Here is a 17729-nt window from a genome sequence, read left to right as displayed (position 1 = left end):
CGCGATCAAAGCGACATGCCGACCAGCCGCCCGATGATGCCCGTGGCGGCCATCGCCATCACGCCCCACACCAGAACGCGCACGGCCGCCCTCGCGCGCGGCGCGCCGCCCGCATGTGCGCCAAGCCCGCCAAGCGCGGCCAGGGCCGCCAGCGTCGCGCCGCCCACGGTCCATTCCAGAATGTCGCCCGGCGACGCCAGCCCGACCACGAGCGGCACCGCCGCCCCCGCCGCGAAGGTCGCCGCCGACACGAGGGCCGCCTGCAGCGGGCGCGGCGGCGACAGGTCGGTCAGTCCGATCTCGTCGCGCAGGTGCGCTCCGAGCGCATCTACCTCGGTCAGCTTCTCGGCCACCTGCTGCGCCAGCGGCTCGTCCAGCCCGCGTTCGACGTAGATCCGGCGCAGCTCCGCCAGCTCGGCGCCGGGATTTTTCCGCAGCTCCGTCGTCTCCCGTTCGATGTCGGCGCGCTCCACGTCGGCCTGGCTCGAGACCGATACGTATTCCCCCGCCGCCATGCTCATCGCCCCGGCCACGAGGCCCGCCACGCCCGCCAGCAGGATCGCAACCTTGTCGCCCCCGCCCGCCGCGACGCCGACGATCAGCGATGCGGTCGACAGGATGCCGTCATTCGCGCCCAGAACGGCCGCCCTCAGCCAGCCGGATCGTCCTGACAGATGCGGCTCGACATGGGCGGAGACGGGCACGGCGCCCACGGGTCCGAGTTGCCTGCTCATGCCGGAAGCCTCAGCTTGCCCGGATTGAGGATGTTGCCGGGGTCGATGCCGCGCTTGATCGCCGCCATCACCTCCATCGCCGCAGGCCCCAGCTCGGCTTCGAGATAGGCCGCCTTGCCCTGCCCGATCCCGTGCTCGCCGGTGCACGTCCCGTCCATCGAGATCGCAAGCTCGTTCAGCCAGCCCACGAAATGCTCGGCGCGCGCCACCTCCTGCGCGTCCCCGATGTCGATCAGCAGAAGGACGTGGAAATTGCCGTCGCCCACATGCCCCACCACCGGCGCGACGAAGCCCATCTCGGCCGTCTTCTCCTGCGCCGCCACGACGCAATCGGCCAGCCGCGAGACCGGCACACAGACATCCGTCGAGATGCCCTTCGCCCCCGGCCTCAGCGCGAGGCTTGCCCAGAAGGCGTCGTGGCGCGCCTGCCAGAGACGCCCGCGCTCCTCCTCCCGCGTGGAGAAGACGAAGCCCTCGCCCCCGAAGCCGGCCGCGATGTCGCCGAACGCCTCCGCCTGCTCGGCCACGCCCGCCCCGGTGCCATGGAACTCCAGCAGAAGAAGCGGCGCCTCGGGCAGGTCGAGCTTCGAATAGGCGTTCACCGCCTTGACCGTAAGCGAGTCCAGAAGCTCGATCCGCGCGACCGGCAGCCCGTACTGGATGGTCTCGATCACCGCCGCGCAGGCATCGCCCACCGACCCGAACGAACAGGTCGCGGCCGAAATCGCCTCGGGGATCCCCTGCAGCTTCAGCGTCAGCTCCGTGATGATCCCCAGCGTCCCCTCCGAGCCGACCATCAGCCGCGTCAGGTCGTAGCCGGCGGAACTCTTGCGCGCCCGCGCGCCCGTCTTCAGCACCTCGCCCGACGGCAACACCGCCTTCAGCGCAAGCACGTTGTCCTTCATCGTCCCGTAGCGCACCGCGTTCGTCCCCGAGGCCCGCGTCGCCGCCATCCCACCCAGCGAGGCGTCCGCGCCGGGATCGACCGGAAAGAAAAGGCCCGTGTCGCGCAGATGCGTCTTCAGCGCCTTGCGCGTCACGCCGGGCTCGACGACGACGTCCATGTCCTCGGGATGCACGGCGAGGATCCTGTCCATCCTCGAGAAATCGAGGCTCACCCCCCCCGCCGGCGCATTGACGTGCCCCTCGAGCGAGCTGCCGGTGCCAAACGGCACGATCGGCACGCGATGCGCTGCGCAGATGCCGACCACCGCCTGCACCTCCTCCGTGGTCGTGGGGAACACGACCGCATCGGGCGGCTGGGTCCGAAGCCAGGTCGTGGTATGCGCGTGCTGCTCGCGCAGCGTCCGCCCGGTCTCGACCCGGTCCGGCCCGAACCTCTGGCGCAGCAGATCGAGCGCGGTCGCGATCCCGTCCTCGTTTCTCGGCAGATCGGCGATCAGGGCCATGGCGGCAACCTCCCTTCGTGCCCGCGAAAGCTAGCGTCACGCCCGGCGTTCCTCAAGCGCACGACGCAGCCTTCGTGGGCTTCATCCTTGCCGGAAACTCCGGGGGAGAGGCGCCATCGGCGCCGCCGGGGGCAGCGCCCCCGCCGGAGCCGCGCCTGCGCGGCGACAGGGGCCCGATGCGGCGCAGCCGCGCCTTCGCACCAGCCCGCCCGCACTCATTCCGCCGCCTGGGCTCCGGCCTTCTGCGCTTCCAGCTCCTCGGCCTTCTTCTCCACCTGCTCGACGATGTGCTCGATCATCTCGTCGTTGGACAGCTTGTGGCTCTGCTTGCCCGCGAGGTAGACCATCCCCGACCCCGCGCCGCCCCCGGTAAATCCCACGTCGGTCATCAGTGCCTCGCCGGGGCCGTTGACGACGCAGCCGATGATCGACAGCGACATCGGCGTCTTGATGTGCTCCAGCCGCTTCTCGAGCGCCTCGACCGTCCTGATCACGTCGAAGCCCTGCCGGGCGCAGGACGGACAGGAGATGATGTTCACCCCCCGGTGCCGCAGGCCAAGCGACTTGAGGATCTCGAAGCCCACCTTTACCTCCTCGACCGGGTCGGCCGACAGGCTGACGCGCACGGTGTCCCCGATGCCCATCCACAGAAGGTTTCCCAGTCCGATCGCGGACTTGATCGTGCCCGACGTAAGGCCGCCCGCCTCCGTGATGCCGAGGTGGATCGGAGCGTCCGTCGCATCGGCGAGCCCCTGGTAGGCCGCTGCCGCGAGGAACACGTCCGAGGCCTTGCAGGAGATCTTGAACTCGAAGAAATCGTTGTCCTGGAGGATGCGGATGTGGTCGAGGCCGCTCTCGATCATCGCCTCGGGACAGGGTTCGCCGTATTTCTCGAGGAGGTGACGCTCCAGCGAGCCCGCGTTTACGCCGATCCGGATCGAGCAGCCGTGGTCGCGCGCCGCGCGGATGACCTCCTTCACGCGGGTCTCGTCGCCGATATTGCCGGGGTTGATCCTCAGGCAGCCCGCGCCGGCCTCGGCGCTTTCGATGGCGCGCTTGTAGTGGAAGTGGATGTCCGCGACGATCGGCACCGGGCTTTCGCGCACGATCTCCTTCAGCGCCTTCGACGAGGCCTCGTCCGGCACCGAGACCCGCACGATGTCGGCCCCCGCCTCGGCGCAGGCCTGCACCTGCGCGATCGTCGCCTTCACGTCCGTCGTCAGCGTGTTCGTCATGGTCTGAACGCTGATCGGCGCGTCGCCGCCGACGGCGACGGATCCGACATGGATCTTGCGGCTCCGGCGGCGCTCGATGTTCCGCCAGGGACGGATGGGGTTGTGCGACATGTCTGGCCTTCCGGGCTGCGGTTCGTCTTGGCGGCAAGGATAGACCCGTCCGCGGCGGCGGACAACGCCCCGCGCAGGCCCTGCCGGGACGTGACGCAGGCCATCGTCCGCTATTGCGTGTCGGCGCCCAGAACCAGTTCGGCCACCTGCGGCAGGTCGGGGTCCGAGCCCGCGTCGGCCATGGGATAGGTGGCGCTGAGCGCGTCGGCCGACACCTCGACGTCGCGCACGATCGAGGCGCCCTGGCCCGCCGGGCCGAGCGTCACGCCGTTCACCGCGAAGTAGAGCGAGCCGGAATTGCCCGACCGCAGGCGCGGCGCCTCTTCCGTCTCGGGCAGCGTCCAGCTGTCGCCCGCGTTCAGCGTTCCCTCGAACAGCGTCGTGCCGGACGCGGAGGTGATTCGAACCCATGTCGGGCGCACCGCGAAGACGAGGACCTCGTCCTCGAGCGAGGCCTCCGTGACGCGGACCGGGCCGGGGCCCTGCTCGGGCACGCCGGCGCGCGCCTCGTCGGTGTCCGTCCCGGCGCGCAGTTCGGCAGTCCGCAGGCCGGAAAGCGTGCCGACCTCGTCGGGATCGAGCGTCGCCAGCGCCTCGTCGCGTGGCGCGAGCACCGGCGTGTCGAGAGGTTCGGGCCGCCGCAGCCGCCCGCCATCCTCGGGACCCGGCAGCGCGATGTCGAAACCCTGCCCGATGTCGGGGCTGCCGCCCGTCGCGCCGGACAGAGGATCGAGCTGCGCGAGCGGCGCAGGCGCCTCGTCGACGGGCGCGATGGAAAGCCGCTGGATGTCCTGAAGAACCGCCCAGGCACCGTAGCCGATGCCGAGCGCAAGAACGAGCAGCACCGCCATGGAGCCGAGCGCGCCCGGTTCGAGGCGCGACAGGAACGGCTCGCGTTCGGGGGCAAGCATCACCGGGGCGCGGCGCATCACGTCGTTGGGATCGACCCGCAGGGGCACGGGCTGGGCCTCGCTCCTGCGCGGACGCGACTGGGTCGCGCTTCCGCCATGGACGCCGCGGAACCCCGTCTCGTCGCAGAAGCGGCGGAAGGTCCATTCGGGCTCCATCCCGAGGTAGCGCGCATAGGAGCGGACGTAGCCCGCGATGAAGCCGGGGCTCTGGAAGGCCCCGACATCGCCGTTCTCGATCGCGGCGATGTAGGTGGCCCGGATGCGCAATTCGCGCTCGACGTCCAGAAGCGACTTGCCCAGGGTCGCACGCTCTCCACGCATCAGGTCGCCGAGGGGGACGTCCAGCATGTCGTAGCCGTCGAATGCGGCGGACGAGCCTGTGAAGGCCGCCCCGTCACCGGCGCGGTCTTCGTCTGTCCCCCACTGGTGGCCGTCACCCTGGCCCATGTGGCATGTCCCGTCGCAACGCCGGTGCGCCCTCCATATGTTGCGGATGGCAGCCCGGCTTGTTCGAAATGTTACCCCCACCGCGACCGATTCCCAAGTCGGATCGCGGTTTGAAGTGGATTAACACGCGACGGGGCGTGGTGCACCTGCAGAAAGAGTTAACCCGCAAGCTCGGCGCGATTCAGCGCACAGTGGCTCCACAGCGCGTCCATCGCCCGCACCAGACCATCGATCATCTTCGGGTCGTGCACCGGCGAGGGCGTGAAGCGCAGGCGCTCGGTCCCGCGGGGAACGGTGGGGAAGTTGATCGGCTGCACGTAGACGCCATGATCGGCGAGCAGCATGTCCGAGATGACCTTGGTGTGGATCGGGTCGCCTACGATCACCGGCACGATGTGGCTGCCGTGATCGACGATCGGCAGGCCCAGCCCCTTCAGCCGCGCCTTCAGGACCCGCGCCCGCTCCTGATGCAGGTCGCGGAGCGCCTGGTCGCCCTTGAGGTGGCGCACGCTCGCCGCGGCGCCCGCGGCGACCACGGGAGGAATCGATGTGGTGAAGATGAAACCCGGCGCGTAGGAGCGCACGGCGTCGCACATGCGCGCCGAGGCCGCGATGTAGCCGCCCATGACGCCGAAGGCCTTGCCGAGCGTCCCGTTGATGATGTCGATCCGGTCCATCAGGCCGTCGCGCTCGGCCACGCCGGCGCCGCGCGCGCCGTACATGCCGACCGCGTGAACCTCGTCGAGGTAGGTCAGCGCACCGAATTCCTCGGCCAACGCCACGACCTCGGCGATCGGGCCGAAGTCGCCGTCCATCGAGTAGATCGATTCGAACGCGATCAGCTTGGGCGCGGACGGATCGTCGGTCTCTAGCAGCGCGCGCAGGTGCGCCATGTCGTTGTGGCGGAAGACGCGCTTGGCGCCGCCGTTGCGGCGGATGCCTTCGATCATCGAGGCGTGGTTGAGTTCGTCCGAGTAGATGATCAGGCCCGGAAACAGCTTCGGCAGCGTCGAAAGCGTGGCGTCGTTGGCGATGTAGGCCGACGTGAAGACCAGCGCCGCCTCCTTGCCGTGCAGATCGGCAAGCTCGGCCTCGAGCCGCTTGTGGTAGACCGTCGTCCCCGAGATGTTGCGCGTCCCGCCCGAACCTGCGCCGGTCGCCTCGAGCGCCTCGTGCATCGCCTCGAGCACGACGGGATGCTGGCCCATGCCCAGGTAGTCGTTGCCGCACCAGACGGTGATGTCCTGCTCGGTTCCGTCCGGCTTCTTCCACACGGCGTGCGGAAACTGGCCGCGACGGCGTTCGATGTCGATGAAGGTCCGGTAACGGCCCTCCTGATGCAGTCGATCGATGGCGCCGCAAAGCGCGCTGTCGTAGTCCACTGGCGATCTCCCTTCCTTAGGCCGGGGCTTGCACCCTCAGGCCAGGCAAGACGCTGGCTTTTCGTACCGTGCCTCTTCGCGCGGATCTCCTGCGCGAAGCTCTCTCGGGCCCGGTCCCTCGCACATAGTCCGCACCGGCCGACGAGACCAAGGTACAAATTGACGCGAACCGGTCATTGACATGGGTCAAGGCCCGCCGGCCACACGGGCGAGGCCCGCCGTCAGCCCTCGACCACGACGACGCAATCGGGCGCGCCGCAGGCCTCTATGGCGGCCGGCCGCCCCTCTCCCACGGCCCATTGGCCGGTGGAGGGCGAGATCGCCATCGCCCGGTTGCGCCGGGGCAGCGCCCGGTATTCGTCGCGAAGCGCGGCCGTGGCCTGGCTCGAGAGTTGCAGCGGGCGGCCCGGCTCCCAGCCTTCGGGGCGGATGACGAGCGCCACGATACAGGGTGCGCCCTGCTCGTCGCGGCGCGCCTCGCAGGCGTCGAGCGCGGCGGTGCGGGCGTTGGCCTCGTCATGGTAGTTGGCCGCGAGCGCCGTCATCTCCGAGGCGAGGCCCGCGTCTGGCGCGATGGCAAGCGCGGCGTAATAGGGCTGCGGCTGCACCCGGTTGATCTGGTCGAGCGTGGCGAGGTCCGCCTCGCTCAGCGCAGGATCGGGGATGACCTCCCATTCCACCGCGCCGTCCTCGGCAAAGACGAGGGCGCTTGCGTCCCGCATCGAGGGAAGGTCCTGCGACACGGCCGGCGCGGCCACCAGGGCTGCCATCAGAACGGCCACAGGAGCGACGACGGGGGCGAAAGGGAACGGACGCATCACGATCTCCGGGGTGTCGGGGTGGACCCGGCTTAACGGGCCTTGCGACGGCAGGCAACCGGGCCGGCGGCGCCGGCCGTTCACGATGCCGCGCGCCCTGCCTCCGGGCCTGCGCCGCGCACCGCGCCGGTCCAGAACCGCGCGATCATCGACCCGCCCGCGAGGCCAAGCCCCGCCACGAGGCCCCACCAGATACCCGGCGCACCGAGCCCAAGGGTGAAACCGAGCACGTAGGCCAACGGCATTCCCACCAGCCAGTAGCTGACGATGGCGTAGACCATCGGCATCCGAGTGTCCTGCACCCCGCGCAGGAGCCCCAACGCCATGACCTGGGCCGCATCGGCGAGCTGGAAGAAGGCCGCCACGAACAGAAGCTGCGCGCCCAGCGTCACGATCGCCGGGCGAAGCGGATCGCCGGGGTCCAGGAAAAGACCGACGAGCGGTTCGGGGAACCCCACCAGAAGCGCGATCGTCAGCGCCACCATCGCCGCCGAAAGCCCGAGGGCCGCGACGGCGGCAAGGCGCAGGTTCGGCCGGTCCGCCCGTCCCCAGGCCCGGCCCGCGCGCACCGTCGCGGCCGAGCTGAGGCCGACATGCACCATGAATGTCACCGAGATGATCTGAAGCGCGATGCCGTTGGCCGCGAGCTCGGTCGTCCCGATCCATCCCATCATCAGCATCGTGGCGACGAACAGCCCCGATTCCGCCAGCAGTGTCAGCGCGATCGGCCAGCCAAGGCGGAAGACCGAAACGAAGGCTTCGCGGTCGGGCCGCCAGAAGCGGGCGAAAAGCGTGTACTCCGACAGACCCCGCGCCCGCGCCGCGAAGACCGCCAAGACCCCGAAGATGAGCCAGTTCGTCCCGAGCGAGGCGAGCGCCGCGCCGGTGATGCCAAGCTCCGGCGCGCCGAGGTTGCCGAAGATCAGGACCCAGTTCAGCCCTGCGTTCAGGACCGCGCCGCCAAGCCACGCCCAGAGGACGACGCGCGGACGCTCCAGCGCCGAGAGGTGCGAGCGCAGCACCAGCGCGAGGACGCCGGGCAGGATCGCGAGGCCCGCGATGCGCAGGTAGGTCTGGGCGTCCTGCGCCACCTGCGGCACCTGCCGCGCCGCCAGCAAGATCGCGCCCGAAAACCAGAACACGGGCAGGATCAGGAGGCCGAAGGCGATCCCGAGCCAGAGACCCATCCGGGTCACGCGCCGCACCTGAACGGCGTCATCGTTGCTCGCGGCGGCCGCGACCATCGGCATGACGGCCAGCGCGAAGCCCATCCCGAGGATCAGGATGACGTGGAAGTAGGACGCCCCGAGCGCGACGGCCGCCAGTTCCTCGACGCCATACCAGCCCATCATCACGGTATCGGTCAGCTGGATGAGGATCTGCGCCAGCTGTCCGCCGATCAGCGGCACGCCGATGCGAAGCGTGGCGCGTATGTGCTGGGTGAGGGTCATGACGGCGCTCTAGTCGCGCGCGCCACCCGCCGCAAGGCTTGTCGCCGGGCGCGCCGGATGCCCCCAGGGCTGCGCGGCGCGGCTCAGACCGAGGCGAGCGCGAGCCCCCCGGCGATCCCCGCCACGCCAAGCCCGACGACGACCTGAAGCGCGGCCTGCACCCGCGCCAGGCGCTCGCCGCCCCGCGCCAGCCCGCCAAGCACGCCCCGCCGCACCCCCACCGCCCCGAGCGCCACGACCACCGTGACCGAGGCCGTGCCGAGCGCCATCGCGAAGGTCCCGAGGACACCCCACGCGAACAGGCCCATCTGCGCCGTCAGGATCAGCAGGAAAAGCGCTCCGGTGCAGGGCCGCACCGCGACCGCCGCGATCAGGGCGGCAAGCTCGCGCCAGCCGGTGGCCGCCGCGACCGTGGCCGGATCGGGCGCGTGCGCGTGTCCGCAGCCCCCGTCCGACCCGCAGGCGCCGTCGTGGCGGTGGTCGGCGTGGTGATGACCCGCCGGCCCGGGCCGCGACGCGACGCCCCGCACGCCGCGCAGGACGAGCCACAGGCCGATGGCCGCGATCGCCGCGAAGCCGAGCGGCTGCAGCAGGCGGTCGGCCATGTCCGTCATGCGCTCACGGCTCCAGCCCACCAGCCAGAGGCCTGCCGCCACCAGCGCCACCGCCGTAAGCCCCTGCCCGAGGCTGGACGCCAGCGCGACGGCCGAAAGACGCCACGCACCGACCTCGCGCGCCGCGCCGTAGCCTCCGATGAGGAGCTTGCCGTGCCCCGGACCCGCGGCGTGGAAGAAGCCGTAGGTGAAGCACACGCCCAGCAGGGGGAGCAGCGCGGCCAGATCGCCTGCCCGCAGGCTTCGGATCGCGCCCGCCATCCCGCCCTGCGCGGCGCGCTGCCCCTCGAGCGACCAGGCCCAGACCACGCGGTCCGCGCCCGAGATCCAGAACACCGCGACCGCGCCGAGGCCGGCAAGAATCGCAAGCGACATCAGCGGCCGCATGAGAAGACCAGGCTGTCGGCGAAAAGCGCGCCCACGGGCGGAAAGTTGTCCTCGGCCGCCACGGCGCCACCGATCGAGGCGATCTCGGCCTCGAGCGCCGCATAGGCCGCGTCGAGATCGGCACGGACCAGTTCGGGCGCGCAGTCGCCGCCCGCCACCCCCGAGGGAAGCGTCGCCTCGAAGGCGATGTAGAAGTCCGCGTCGTAGATCCGCGCCTCGGCCGGCACGTCGCCGCCGGGATCGCCCGAGACGGCCCGCCGATGCACGGTCTGCAGCCGCCCGTCCGGCAGAAGCGTCAGCGAAACGGCCTCGGGCGCGCCGATCGCAAGGGGCGCGCCCCCCCGGAACAGGTGCAGCCCGCCCTCGAAACCGCCGTTCCAGTTGAGGTCGAACCCCAGCGTCGCGGCGATTTCGGCCTCGGTCAGGTTGGTGTCGAAATCCTCGTCCAGCCCGTAATCCTGCAAGAGGATCAGCGAATACAGCTCGTCATAGCGCCACGTCACCTCCACGGCCTCGATGCGGCCCGCCTCGTCCAGCGACAGCGTCACGCCGGCATCGATGAAGATGTGGGGATGGGAGGCCAGCGGCGACGCGGCGGCAAGCGCGCCAAGCGCGGCAAGGGCCGGAAGGATCGGAGTGTTTCGCAGCTTGCGCATGACCATGCGCTATAGGGAAGAAGGCCCGGCGCGCGCAAGCGCCACGGCGCGCCCTGCCCGTCCCCGGACCTCGGACGGCAGGAAATCGCCGCATCGCGATTGGTTCCGAAACGCGACGCTTTCGGCCGCGTCGTTTACCGTACCTTCCGCGATTGTTCAGCGCACGGAGTGCAATTCGCCATAATTCGGCCGAAGTCCCCCATCATCAGGAGATCCCGCGGCCGATGTGAGAGGATGTGTTCGTGTTTCCGAGTGTCCAGAAATACCTGCGCGATGAAAACGGTGCAATCACAGTGGATTACACCGTCGTCGCCGCCGGAGCGGTCGGCATGGCGATCGCCGCCACGGCCGTCCTCACGGGGGGAATCGACGTCCTCACCTCGCGGATCGACGACGAGCTCAGGACCCGGCAGCTGAACGACAGCTTCATCGGCTTCACCTCCGCCCACTTCGAGCCGCTTTACGCGACGGGCATGGTCACGGAGGCGGGTGCGGAGCAGCTGTTCACCTCGGCGAACGAGAAGATGAATCAGGACGTGATCAACCAGATCGAGGCCGGGATCATCGCGCTGCAGGACGGCACGATCACCGAGCAGCAGCTGATCGACCTCTATGCCGTCGCCTCGGTGGCCTACCAGCGCAACATCATCGACGACGCCGTCCTCAACTACTACTTCGGTTTCGACGGAAGCACGCCCTACATCAGCGCGCCCGCCCCCGCCGAGATGCGCTAGACGCCCGAAGTCCGGCGCCCCGGCCAGGGCTTGTCCGGCGCAAGACCCGCCGCGCAACGCGACATCGGAGCGCGCGCCCCCGCTGAAAGCGTCGCACCTGCCCTGCCGACCGCCACGGCGCCCTTTCCCCACACAACCAAACCTGCCATATTCGCGCGAAATCGCCACAATATAGAGCAGCGCCATGGCCGACGACCTCCTGTCCGGACACGATACGCCCGAGGGCTACGACGCCTCTTCGATCGAGGTGCTGGAAGGGCTGGAGCCCGTCCGCAAGCGTCCCGGCATGTATATCGGCGGCACCGACGAGCGGGCGCTGCACCACCTCGTCGCCGAAGTTCTCGACAACTCGATGGACGAGGCGGTGGCGGGTTACGCCAGCCGCATCGAAGTCGAGCTTCACGCGGATCATTCGGTGTCGGTGCGCGACAACGGGCGCGGCATCCCCATCGACCCGCACCCGAAGTTTCCCGACAAGTCCGCGCTCGAGGTGATCCTCTGCACGCTCCATGCGGGGGGCAAGTTCTCGGGCAAGGCATACCAGACCAGCGGCGGCCTGCACGGCGTCGGCGTGTCGGTCGTCAACGCGCTTTCGGACCATGTCCGGGTCGAGGTCGCGCGCAACCGCGAGCTTTTCGTGCAGGAATTCTCGCGCGGGATCCCGCAGGGTCCGGTGCGCTCGGAGGGGGCGGTCAGCAACCGGCGCGGCACCACCGTCACCTTCCACGCCGACGAGCAGATCTTCGGCTCGCACCGCTTCAAGCCCGCGCGCCTGATCAAGATGGTGCGCTCCAAGGCCTACCTTTTCTCGGGTGTCGAGATCCGCTGGAAATCGGCCATCGACGACGGCGAGACGCCCGCCGAGGCCACGTTCCACTTCCCCGGCGGCCTCTCGGACTACCTGTCGGAGACGATCGGCGGCTCGGCCACCTACACCGACGCGCCCTTCGCGGGCCGGGTCGAGTTCCAGTCCCGCTTCAACGCCCCCGGCTCGGTCGAATGGGCGATCACGTGGACCCCCTCGCGCGACGGCTTCATCCAGTCCTACTGCAACACCGTGCCCACGCCCGAGGGTGGCACGCACGAGGCGGGCTTCTGGGCCGCGATCCTCAAGGGCGTCCGCGCATATGGCGAGCTGGTGGGCAACCGCAAGGCGGGAAACATCACGCGCGAGGACCTCACCGGGGGCGGCTGCGCGCTGGTGTCATGCTTCATCGCCGAGCCCGAATTCGTCGGCCAGACAAAGGACCGCCTCGCCACGACCGAGGCCGCGCGGATGGTCGAGGGCGCGGTGCGCGACCATTTCGACAACTGGCTGGCCAACAACACCAAGGCGGCGGGGTCCATCCTAGACTTCCTCGTGCTGCGCGCCGAGGAACGCCTGCGCCGCCGCGCCGAGAAGGAGACGGCGCGCAAGACCGCCACCAAGAAGCTGCGCCTGCCCGGCAAGCTGGTCGATTGCTCGCAATCTGCGCGCGACGGGACCGAGCTGTTCATCGTCGAGGGCGACAGCGCGGGCGGCTCGGCCAAGATGGCGCGCGACCGCAAGACGCAGGCGCTTCTGCCCCTTCGCGGCAAGATCCTGAACGTGCTGGGCGCCGCCTCGTCCAAGCTCGGCCAGAATGCCGAGATTTCCGACCTCTGCCAGGCCCTCGGGGTCGGCATGGGCACGCGGTTCAACATCGAGGACCTGCGCTACGACAAGATCATCATCATGACCGACGCCGACGTCGACGGCGCGCATATCGCCTCGCTCCTGATGACGTTCTTCTTCAGCCAGATGCAGCCCCTGATCGACCGCGGCCACCTTTACCTCGCCTGCCCGCCCCTGTTCCGCCTGACGCAAGGGGCGCGGCGCGTCTACTGCCTGGACGAGGCCGAGAAGGACGCGTGGTTCCGCAAGGGCCTCGGCGGCAAGGGCAAGATCGACGTCTCCCGCTTCAAGGGTCTCGGCGAGATGGACGCCAAGGATCTCAAGGAAACCACGATGGACCCCGCCTCGCGAAAGCTGATCCGGGTGTCGGTGGACGACGAGGTGCCGGGCGAGACCGGCGACCTCGTGGAGCGGCTGATGGGCAAGAAACCCGAACTGCGGTTCCAGTACATCCAGGAAAACGCGCGGTTCGTGGAGGAACTGGATGTCTGAAGCGAGCGGAGCGGCAAGACGGGGGTCTGCTGCCGTCTGAAGGGCGGCACGCGCCCCAAGCCTCGCCAGGGCGCGGCAGCCGCAGGGCCGGCGGCGTCGCCACTGTTCCGGCCCTGGGTTCCGCGCCGCCGTGCCCCCCCCGCCGATTGCCCGAATCCCCCCTCTGGGATAGGCTCCGCCCCGAGGGTTCCCCAGAGTTCCCCGCCCCTGAGCCAGGCATCCAGGCGATCCCCTGCCGAGCGGCTGAAACCGTTAGGGAGGATCGGAAGATGCCGACATTCATCGTTCAGGCCTGCTACACCCGCGAGGGCGTGAAGGGGCTCATGTCCGGCGCCAAGGGCCGCCGGAAGGCCATCGGCGCGCTTATCGAGGCGGCGGGCGGCACGCTCAAGGACATGTACATGACCACCGGAAGCCACGACGTCCTCGCCATCGCCGAGATGCCTGACGGGGCGGATTCCATGGCCGTCAACATGGCCATTGCAGCCTCGGGCGTGGCCGACAGCTTTCAGACGATGCGCGCCTGGAGCCCCGAGGAATTCGAGGGCGTCGCGGAAAAGGCCGCCAAGATCGCCGCGAGCTACAAGGCCCCCGGATCGTGAGCAGACCGGCGGGCCGGCCTGTCACACGCCGGCCCGTCGCCTTGAGGGGACATGGCGTGCGGGGGGTGCCACGCGCATGTGCCAGAGGCCCCGACCGCGCCGCGGAGGCGGCAGAGCGGCATCCAAGGTTCTGTCGAATGACCGTCCGACCGGCGCTCGCGCCCGGCCGTCTATTCCTGCACGCTCTCCAGATAGGCCACGAGGTCCACCACCTCGGGCGCGGTCACGACCGTCTGCGACCCGTCGTGGAGGACGCGGCTCATCTCTCTGAACACGTAGCCGTAGATCGGCATGTCCGAGCCGTGGCTGACCATCGGCGCGCGCCCGTCGATCGTCCGGGCGATGCCGACGCGGGGAAAGCCGTCGTGCCGCTCGGCGATGCGGGTGAGGTCGGGCGGCGGGATCAGGAGGATCTCCGCCATCGGCCCGTCGCCGCGAAGACCCAGCCCGTGGCAGACCGCGCAATGCTCGGCGAACAGGCGCTCTCCGCGGGCGGCGTCCTGCGCGGCGGCAGGCAGCGCGGCGGCCATGGCCACCGCGGCGATCAGGTGTCTCAAGACTGTTCCTCCATAAGGTATGCGATCAGGTCGGCGACGGGCTGGCTGAGAAGGACCGGTTGGCCGGCGGGCCCCTGCAACGCGACATGGGGACCCCGCCCCTCAAAGTAGCGCCCGAAAAGCGGCATCTCCCCGCCATGCGCCAGGATCCCGCTGCGCCCGTCGATCTGGCGCGCGACCTCCAGCACCGGAAATTCGCCGTCGCCTGCAAGCGTCGTCAGGTCCGGCGGCCGCACCGCCAGCGCGCCGGCCAAAGGCCCATCGCCCCGCAGGTCGCGCCCATGGCAGACCGCGCAGAAATCGGCATAGAGGACCGCCCCCGCGCGGGCGTCCTGCGCGGCGGCTGGCGCGGCAAGGCCAAGGGCCACGACGCAGGAGATCGGGATGGTCATGCGCATCGGTCGTCCTCCTTCGCGACCATCCTCCGCCCGCATCGCGTCGGGCGCATTGATCCGGGTCAAACCGCGCCGGGGGGCTTTCAAGGCGGCGGGAATCCCGCCATCCTACGCGCCATGCGCCTCGCTCTCCTCCTGACGCTCTGCCTTTCGCTCGCCGCGTGCGGTCGTCCGCTGACGCAGGCCGAGGCCGCCTACATGGCCGACCTCAAGGGCGAGACCTTCGACGCCGGCGCCGTGCGCATCGTCGAGAACCCTCTGATCGGCCTCGGAACGCGCCGCTATCCGGCCCGGCCCCGGACTGCCTGCCGCGAACGCATCTGGCCGCCGCCCGAAGACGGCTTCATCGAGACGCGCACCGCCGGGATCGTGCTTTTCGACACGATGCACGTGCGGCCCGGCTTCTGGCTGGACGACTACGTCGCCGGGCGCGACGGGCGGCGCAGCCTTGCCGCGGCGATGTTCTTCGCCCACGAGATGACGCATGTCTGGCAATGGCAGAACCGCGAAACGACGGGCTATCACCCCGCGCGCGCCTTCGCGGAGCACGTTCGGATCGAGGACCCCTACCTCTTCGATCCGCACGAAACCCGGCGCTTTCTCGACTACGGATACGAGGTGCAGGCCTCGCTGGTGGAGGAATACGTCTGCTGCCGGGCGGTCGATCCGACCGGAGCGCGCACCACCCGCCTCGAGGCGCTGATCGGCCAGGTCATGCCGGTCACGCCGCTGCAGTCCCGCGCCGACGAGCTTTCCGAGGTCCTGCCCTGGGAGGGCGCCGAGCTTGGCGGCGTCTGTTCATGAAGAAAGGAAGACCCATGGCCGCGCAGGCCCTCGTCATGTTCGCCGCCGGCATCGGCATTCCGCTTCTGGCCGCTCTCAACGCCCGGCTGGGCGCCAACCTGGGATCGCCCGCCGCGGCCGCGACGGTGCTGTTCGTCGTGGCCTTTCTCGCCGCCGGCGCGACGCTTCTGTTCACCGGCCCCGCCTCGCTCCGGGGACTTGCGGGCCAGCCCGCGCACCTGTTCCTGGCGGGGCTTCTGGTGGCCTTCTACGTCCTTTCGATCACCTGGATCGCGCCCACGTTCGGCGTCGGGAACGCGGTCTTCCTGGTGCTGCTGGGGCAGCTCGTGTCTGCCGCGGCGATCGACCACTTCGGCCTGTTCGGGGCGCAGGTCGCGCAGGTCTCCGCGCTTCGGCTGGCGGGAATCGGGCTGATGGGCCTCGGCGTCGCGCTCACCCAGCTCGCCCCGCGCTAGCCCGCCGCCTTGTCCTCGAGCCTCAGCCACTCCTCCTCGGCGGCGCCCAGGCGCGCCTGCCGCTCGGCCAGCGCCGCGCTCGCTTTCTCGGCCTTGGCCGGCGCGGACGCATAGACCTCGGGATCCGAGAGAAATTCGGCCAGTTTCGCGATCTCGGCCTCGAGCCGGTCGATCTCGGCCGGCAGCGCCTCGAGCCTGTGCGCCTCCGTGAAGCTAAGGCCGCCCGCCCTCGCGGACTTTCCGGGTGCGCCTTGCGGCTGGGGCTTGCGCGCCGCGGGGCGGACCTCCGGCTTCGCGGGCGACGCGGTCCCGCCCGCACCGGCCGCGCGCTGCGCCTGCATGTCGCTCCAGCCGCCGGCATAGGCGACCGTGCGCCCCGCGCCCTCCAGCGCGACCGTCACGGTCGCGATCCGGTCCAGGAAATCCCGGTCATGGCTGACCAGAAGGACGGTGCCGTCATAGGCCCCGAGGACATCTTGCAGAAGATCCAGCGTCTCGACATCGAGATCGTTCGTCGGCTCGTCGAGGACCAGGAGGTTCGAGGGCTTCGCCATGATCCGCGCGAGCAGAAGCCGCGCCTTCTCGCCTCCCGAAAGGGAGCGCACGGGCGCACGCGCCTGCGCCTCGTCGAACAGGAATTCCTTCAGGTATCCGACGACATGCTTCGGCGTGCCGCGCACCATGATCTGGTCCGACCGGCCGCTCAGGCCCACGACCGGATCGCTCGTGAGACTTTCCCACAGCGTCGCTTCGGGGTCGAGCGCCGCGCGGGCCTGGTCGAAGACCGCGATCTCCAGTCCCGTGCCAAGCTGCACGCTGCCCGTGTCGGGCGGCACCTCGCCCGTCAGCATCCGCAGGAGCGTCGTCTTGCCCGCGCCGTTCGGCCCGACGAATGCGACGCGGTCGCCGCGCAGCACCCGCAGGTCGAACGGCGCCACGATGGTCCTGCCGCCATAGGCCTTCGAGATCCCCTTCGCCTCGATGACGCGCTTTCCGCTCGTGGTCCCTGCCTCGAGCGCCAGCGCGGCCGCGCCGCTGCGCGCGATCATCCCGGCGCGCTCCGCGCGCAGGTTCGCAAGCTCGCGCACACGCCCCTGGTTGCGCTTGCGCCGCGCGCTTATGCCCTCCACGGCCCACCGCGCCTCGGCCTTGATCCTGCGGTCGAGCTTGTGGCGCGCCTGGTCTTCCTCTTCCCAGATCCTGTCGCGCCATTCCTCGAAATGCTCGAAGCCTTTCTCCATGCGGCGGACGACGCCGCGGTCGAGCCAGAGCGTCGCGCGCGCCAGACGCCTCAGGAACGCACGGTCGTGGGAGATCACGATGAAAGCCACGCGCGTGCGCGACAGCTCCGCCTCCAGCCACTGGATCGCCGTGATGTCGAGGTGGTTCGTGGGCTCGTCGAGCAGCATCAGGTCGGGCGCCTCCGCCAGAAGGCGGGCCAGCGCCGCGCGCCGCTTCTCCCCGCCCGACGCAGTGCCGGTCTGCTTCCCGAGATCGAGATCGAGCCCTTCCGCCGCGGCCTCGACACGCCACCGCTCCGAAGGGTCGAGCGCGGCGGTGGCGAAATCACCCAGCGTCGCGTAGCCAGAGAAATCGGGATCCTGCTCGAGGTATCCCACGCGCGTGCCGTCGGGCAGGACGCGTTCCCCCGCATCGGGCTCCACCAGTCCGCCCATGACCTTCATCAGGGTCGATTTGCCCGATCCGTTCCGCCCAACCAGCGCCAGCCTGTCGCCAGGATGCACGACAAGGTCGAGCCCCTCGAACACGGGATCGCCGCCGAAGGACAGGGTGAGACCGGACAGCTGAAGGATGGGTGCGTTCGCCATGGCCGGGAGGTATTGGCACGGTGCGGGGGCGTCAATGGCAAGCATGCTGGGC

Annotated in this window: 17 protein-coding genes; 5 read left to right on the top strand and 12 right to left on the bottom strand. The window is 69.9% G+C overall.

Translation table 11 applies throughout. The features are described 5' to 3' along the window. Positions 1-5: 5 nt before the first annotated feature. The 9 genes from P6F26_RS04075 to P6F26_RS04035 all read right to left on the bottom strand — a co-directional run bounded on the left by P6F26_RS04075 (position 6) and on the right by P6F26_RS04035 (position 10155). Entirely contained in the window at positions 6-734 is a 729-nt protein-coding gene (locus P6F26_RS04075; RefSeq protein WP_278027368.1) for a VIT1/CCC1 transporter family protein, read from the bottom strand. Continuing rightward, positions 731-2143 carry an FAD-binding oxidoreductase gene (locus P6F26_RS04070; RefSeq protein WP_278027367.1) on the bottom strand — a complete coding sequence of 471 codons (1413 nt, stop codon included), beginning with the start codon at positions 2141-2143 and terminating at the stop codon, positions 731-733. The genes P6F26_RS04075 and P6F26_RS04070 overlap by 4 nt, the downstream gene beginning before the upstream one ends. Positions 2144-2358: 215 nt before the next feature. Continuing rightward, the gene (ispG, locus tag P6F26_RS04065) at positions 2359-3489 is read right to left on the bottom strand and encodes a flavodoxin-dependent (E)-4-hydroxy-3-methylbut-2-enyl-diphosphate synthase (RefSeq protein WP_278027366.1); all 1131 of its coding nucleotides are present in this window, start codon (positions 3487-3489) and stop codon (positions 2359-2361) included. A gap of 110 nt (positions 3490-3599) precedes the next feature. Then, entirely contained in the window at positions 3600-4847 is a 1248-nt protein-coding gene (locus P6F26_RS04060; RefSeq protein ID WP_278027365.1) for a RodZ domain-containing protein, read from the bottom strand. Positions 4848-5005: 158 nt separating this feature from the next. After that, the gene (gene hemA, locus P6F26_RS04055) at positions 5006-6229 is read right to left on the bottom strand and encodes a 5-aminolevulinate synthase (protein ID WP_278027364.1); all 1224 of its coding nucleotides are present in this window, start codon (positions 6227-6229) and stop codon (positions 5006-5008) included. Between the two features lie 221 nt (positions 6230-6450). After that, positions 6451-7047, bottom strand: a complete 597-nt coding sequence (locus tag P6F26_RS04050; RefSeq protein WP_278027363.1) for a 5-aminolevulic acid synthase — start codon at positions 7045-7047, stop codon at positions 6451-6453. 80 nt (positions 7048-7127) lie between these two features. Next, the gene (locus tag P6F26_RS04045) at positions 7128-8498 is read right to left on the bottom strand and encodes an MATE family efflux transporter (RefSeq protein WP_278027362.1); all 1371 of its coding nucleotides are present in this window, start codon (positions 8496-8498) and stop codon (positions 7128-7130) included. Positions 8499-8581: 83 nt separating this feature from the next. Then, entirely contained in the window at positions 8582-9487 is a 906-nt protein-coding gene (locus P6F26_RS04040) for a nickel/cobalt transporter (protein WP_278027361.1), read from the bottom strand. Beyond that, complete coding sequence (locus P6F26_RS04035) at positions 9487-10155, bottom strand: DUF1007 family protein (RefSeq protein ID WP_278027360.1); 669 nt, start codon at positions 10153-10155, stop codon at positions 9487-9489. The genes P6F26_RS04040 and P6F26_RS04035 overlap by 1 nt, the downstream gene beginning before the upstream one ends. 242 nt (positions 10156-10397) lie before the next feature. Here P6F26_RS04035 and P6F26_RS04030 point away from each other — a divergent pair, with 242 nt between their 5' ends. The 3 genes from P6F26_RS04030 to P6F26_RS04020 all read left to right on the top strand — a co-directional run bounded on the left by P6F26_RS04030 (position 10398) and on the right by P6F26_RS04020 (position 13637). Further along, entirely contained in the window at positions 10398-10889 is a 492-nt protein-coding gene (locus P6F26_RS04030) for a Flp family type IVb pilin (protein ID WP_278027359.1), read from the top strand. 184 nt (positions 10890-11073) lie between these two features. Then, positions 11074-13035 (top strand): DNA topoisomerase IV subunit B, encoded by a 1962-nt coding sequence (gene parE, locus P6F26_RS04025; protein WP_278027358.1) that lies wholly within the window; start codon positions 11074-11076, stop codon positions 13033-13035. Positions 13036-13304: 269 nt separating this feature from the next. Next, positions 13305-13637, top strand: coding sequence for a GYD domain-containing protein (locus P6F26_RS04020; protein ID WP_278027357.1), 333 nt, complete (start codon positions 13305-13307; stop codon positions 13635-13637). 170 nt (positions 13638-13807) lie between these two features. Here P6F26_RS04020 and P6F26_RS04015 read toward each other — a convergent pair whose 3' ends face one another. After that, a complete protein-coding gene (locus P6F26_RS04015) occupies positions 13808-14194 on the bottom strand; it encodes a c-type cytochrome (protein ID WP_278027356.1) in 387 nt (128 codons plus the stop codon). Then, positions 14191-14592: a c-type cytochrome gene (locus P6F26_RS04010; RefSeq protein WP_278027355.1), complete on the bottom strand. Its 402-nt coding sequence runs from the start codon at positions 14590-14592 to the stop codon at positions 14191-14193. Before P6F26_RS04010 ends, P6F26_RS04015 begins: the two co-directional genes overlap by 4 nt. A gap of 114 nt (positions 14593-14706) precedes the next feature. Here P6F26_RS04010 and P6F26_RS04005 point away from each other — a divergent pair, with 114 nt between their 5' ends. Together P6F26_RS04005 and P6F26_RS04000 are read left to right on the top strand one after the other, a co-directional pair. After that, positions 14707-15393, top strand: a complete 687-nt coding sequence (locus P6F26_RS04005) for a hypothetical protein (RefSeq protein ID WP_278027354.1) — start codon at positions 14707-14709, stop codon at positions 15391-15393. A gap of 14 nt (positions 15394-15407) precedes the next feature. Continuing rightward, positions 15408-15848, top strand: coding sequence for a DMT family transporter (locus P6F26_RS04000; RefSeq protein WP_278027353.1), 441 nt, complete (start codon positions 15408-15410; stop codon positions 15846-15848). Here P6F26_RS04000 and P6F26_RS03995 read toward each other — a convergent pair. Continuing rightward, positions 15845-17677: an ABC-F family ATP-binding cassette domain-containing protein gene (locus tag P6F26_RS03995; RefSeq protein WP_278027352.1), complete on the bottom strand. Its 1833-nt coding sequence runs from the start codon at positions 17675-17677 to the stop codon at positions 15845-15847. The genes P6F26_RS04000 and P6F26_RS03995 overlap by 4 nt on opposite strands. Positions 17678-17729 lie beyond the last annotated feature (52 nt).

It is taken from the genome of Roseicyclus salinarum, from assembly GCF_029624655.1.
In the GTDB taxonomy this organism is placed as follows: domain Bacteria; phylum Pseudomonadota; class Alphaproteobacteria; order Rhodobacterales; family Rhodobacteraceae; genus Roseibacterium; species Roseibacterium salinarum.
Note: the sequence above shows the minus strand (reverse complement) of the source record. Positions and strands in the feature narration are given on the sequence as shown.

Coding starts and splice junctions, on each gene's coding strand:
- P6F26_RS04040 (WP_278027361.1), bottom strand. CDS start 9,487: ATGTCGCTTGCGATTCTTGCCGGCCTCGGCGCGGTCGCGGTGTTCTGG.
- P6F26_RS04045 (WP_278027362.1), bottom strand. CDS start 8,498: ATGACCCTCACCCAGCACATACGCGCCACGCTTCGCATCGGCGTGCCG.
- P6F26_RS04000 (WP_278027353.1), top strand. CDS start 15,408: ATGGCCGCGCAGGCCCTCGTCATGTTCGCCGCCGGCATCGGCATTCCG.
- P6F26_RS04035 (WP_278027360.1), bottom strand. CDS start 10,155: ATGCGCAAGCTGCGAAACACTCCGATCCTTCCGGCCCTTGCCGCGCTT.
- P6F26_RS04070 (WP_278027367.1), bottom strand. CDS start 2,143: ATGGCCCTGATCGCCGATCTGCCGAGAAACGAGGACGGGATCGCGACC.
- P6F26_RS04050 (WP_278027363.1), bottom strand. CDS start 7,047: ATGCGTCCGTTCCCTTTCGCCCCCGTCGTCGCTCCTGTGGCCGTTCTG.
- parE (WP_278027358.1), top strand. CDS start 11,074: ATGGCCGACGACCTCCTGTCCGGACACGATACGCCCGAGGGCTACGAC.
- ispG (WP_278027366.1), bottom strand. CDS start 3,489: ATGTCGCACAACCCCATCCGTCCCTGGCGGAACATCGAGCGCCGCCGG.
- P6F26_RS03995 (WP_278027352.1), bottom strand. CDS start 17,677: ATGGCGAACGCACCCATCCTTCAGCTGTCCGGTCTCACCCTGTCCTTC.
- P6F26_RS04075 (WP_278027368.1), bottom strand. CDS start 734: ATGAGCAGGCAACTCGGACCCGTGGGCGCCGTGCCCGTCTCCGCCCAT.
- P6F26_RS04010 (WP_278027355.1), bottom strand. CDS start 14,592: ATGCGCATGACCATCCCGATCTCCTGCGTCGTGGCCCTTGGCCTTGCC.
- P6F26_RS04060 (WP_278027365.1), bottom strand. CDS start 4,847: ATGGGCCAGGGTGACGGCCACCAGTGGGGGACAGACGAAGACCGCGCC.
- P6F26_RS04020 (WP_278027357.1), top strand. CDS start 13,305: ATGCCGACATTCATCGTTCAGGCCTGCTACACCCGCGAGGGCGTGAAG.
- P6F26_RS04005 (WP_278027354.1), top strand. CDS start 14,707: ATGCGCCTCGCTCTCCTCCTGACGCTCTGCCTTTCGCTCGCCGCGTGC.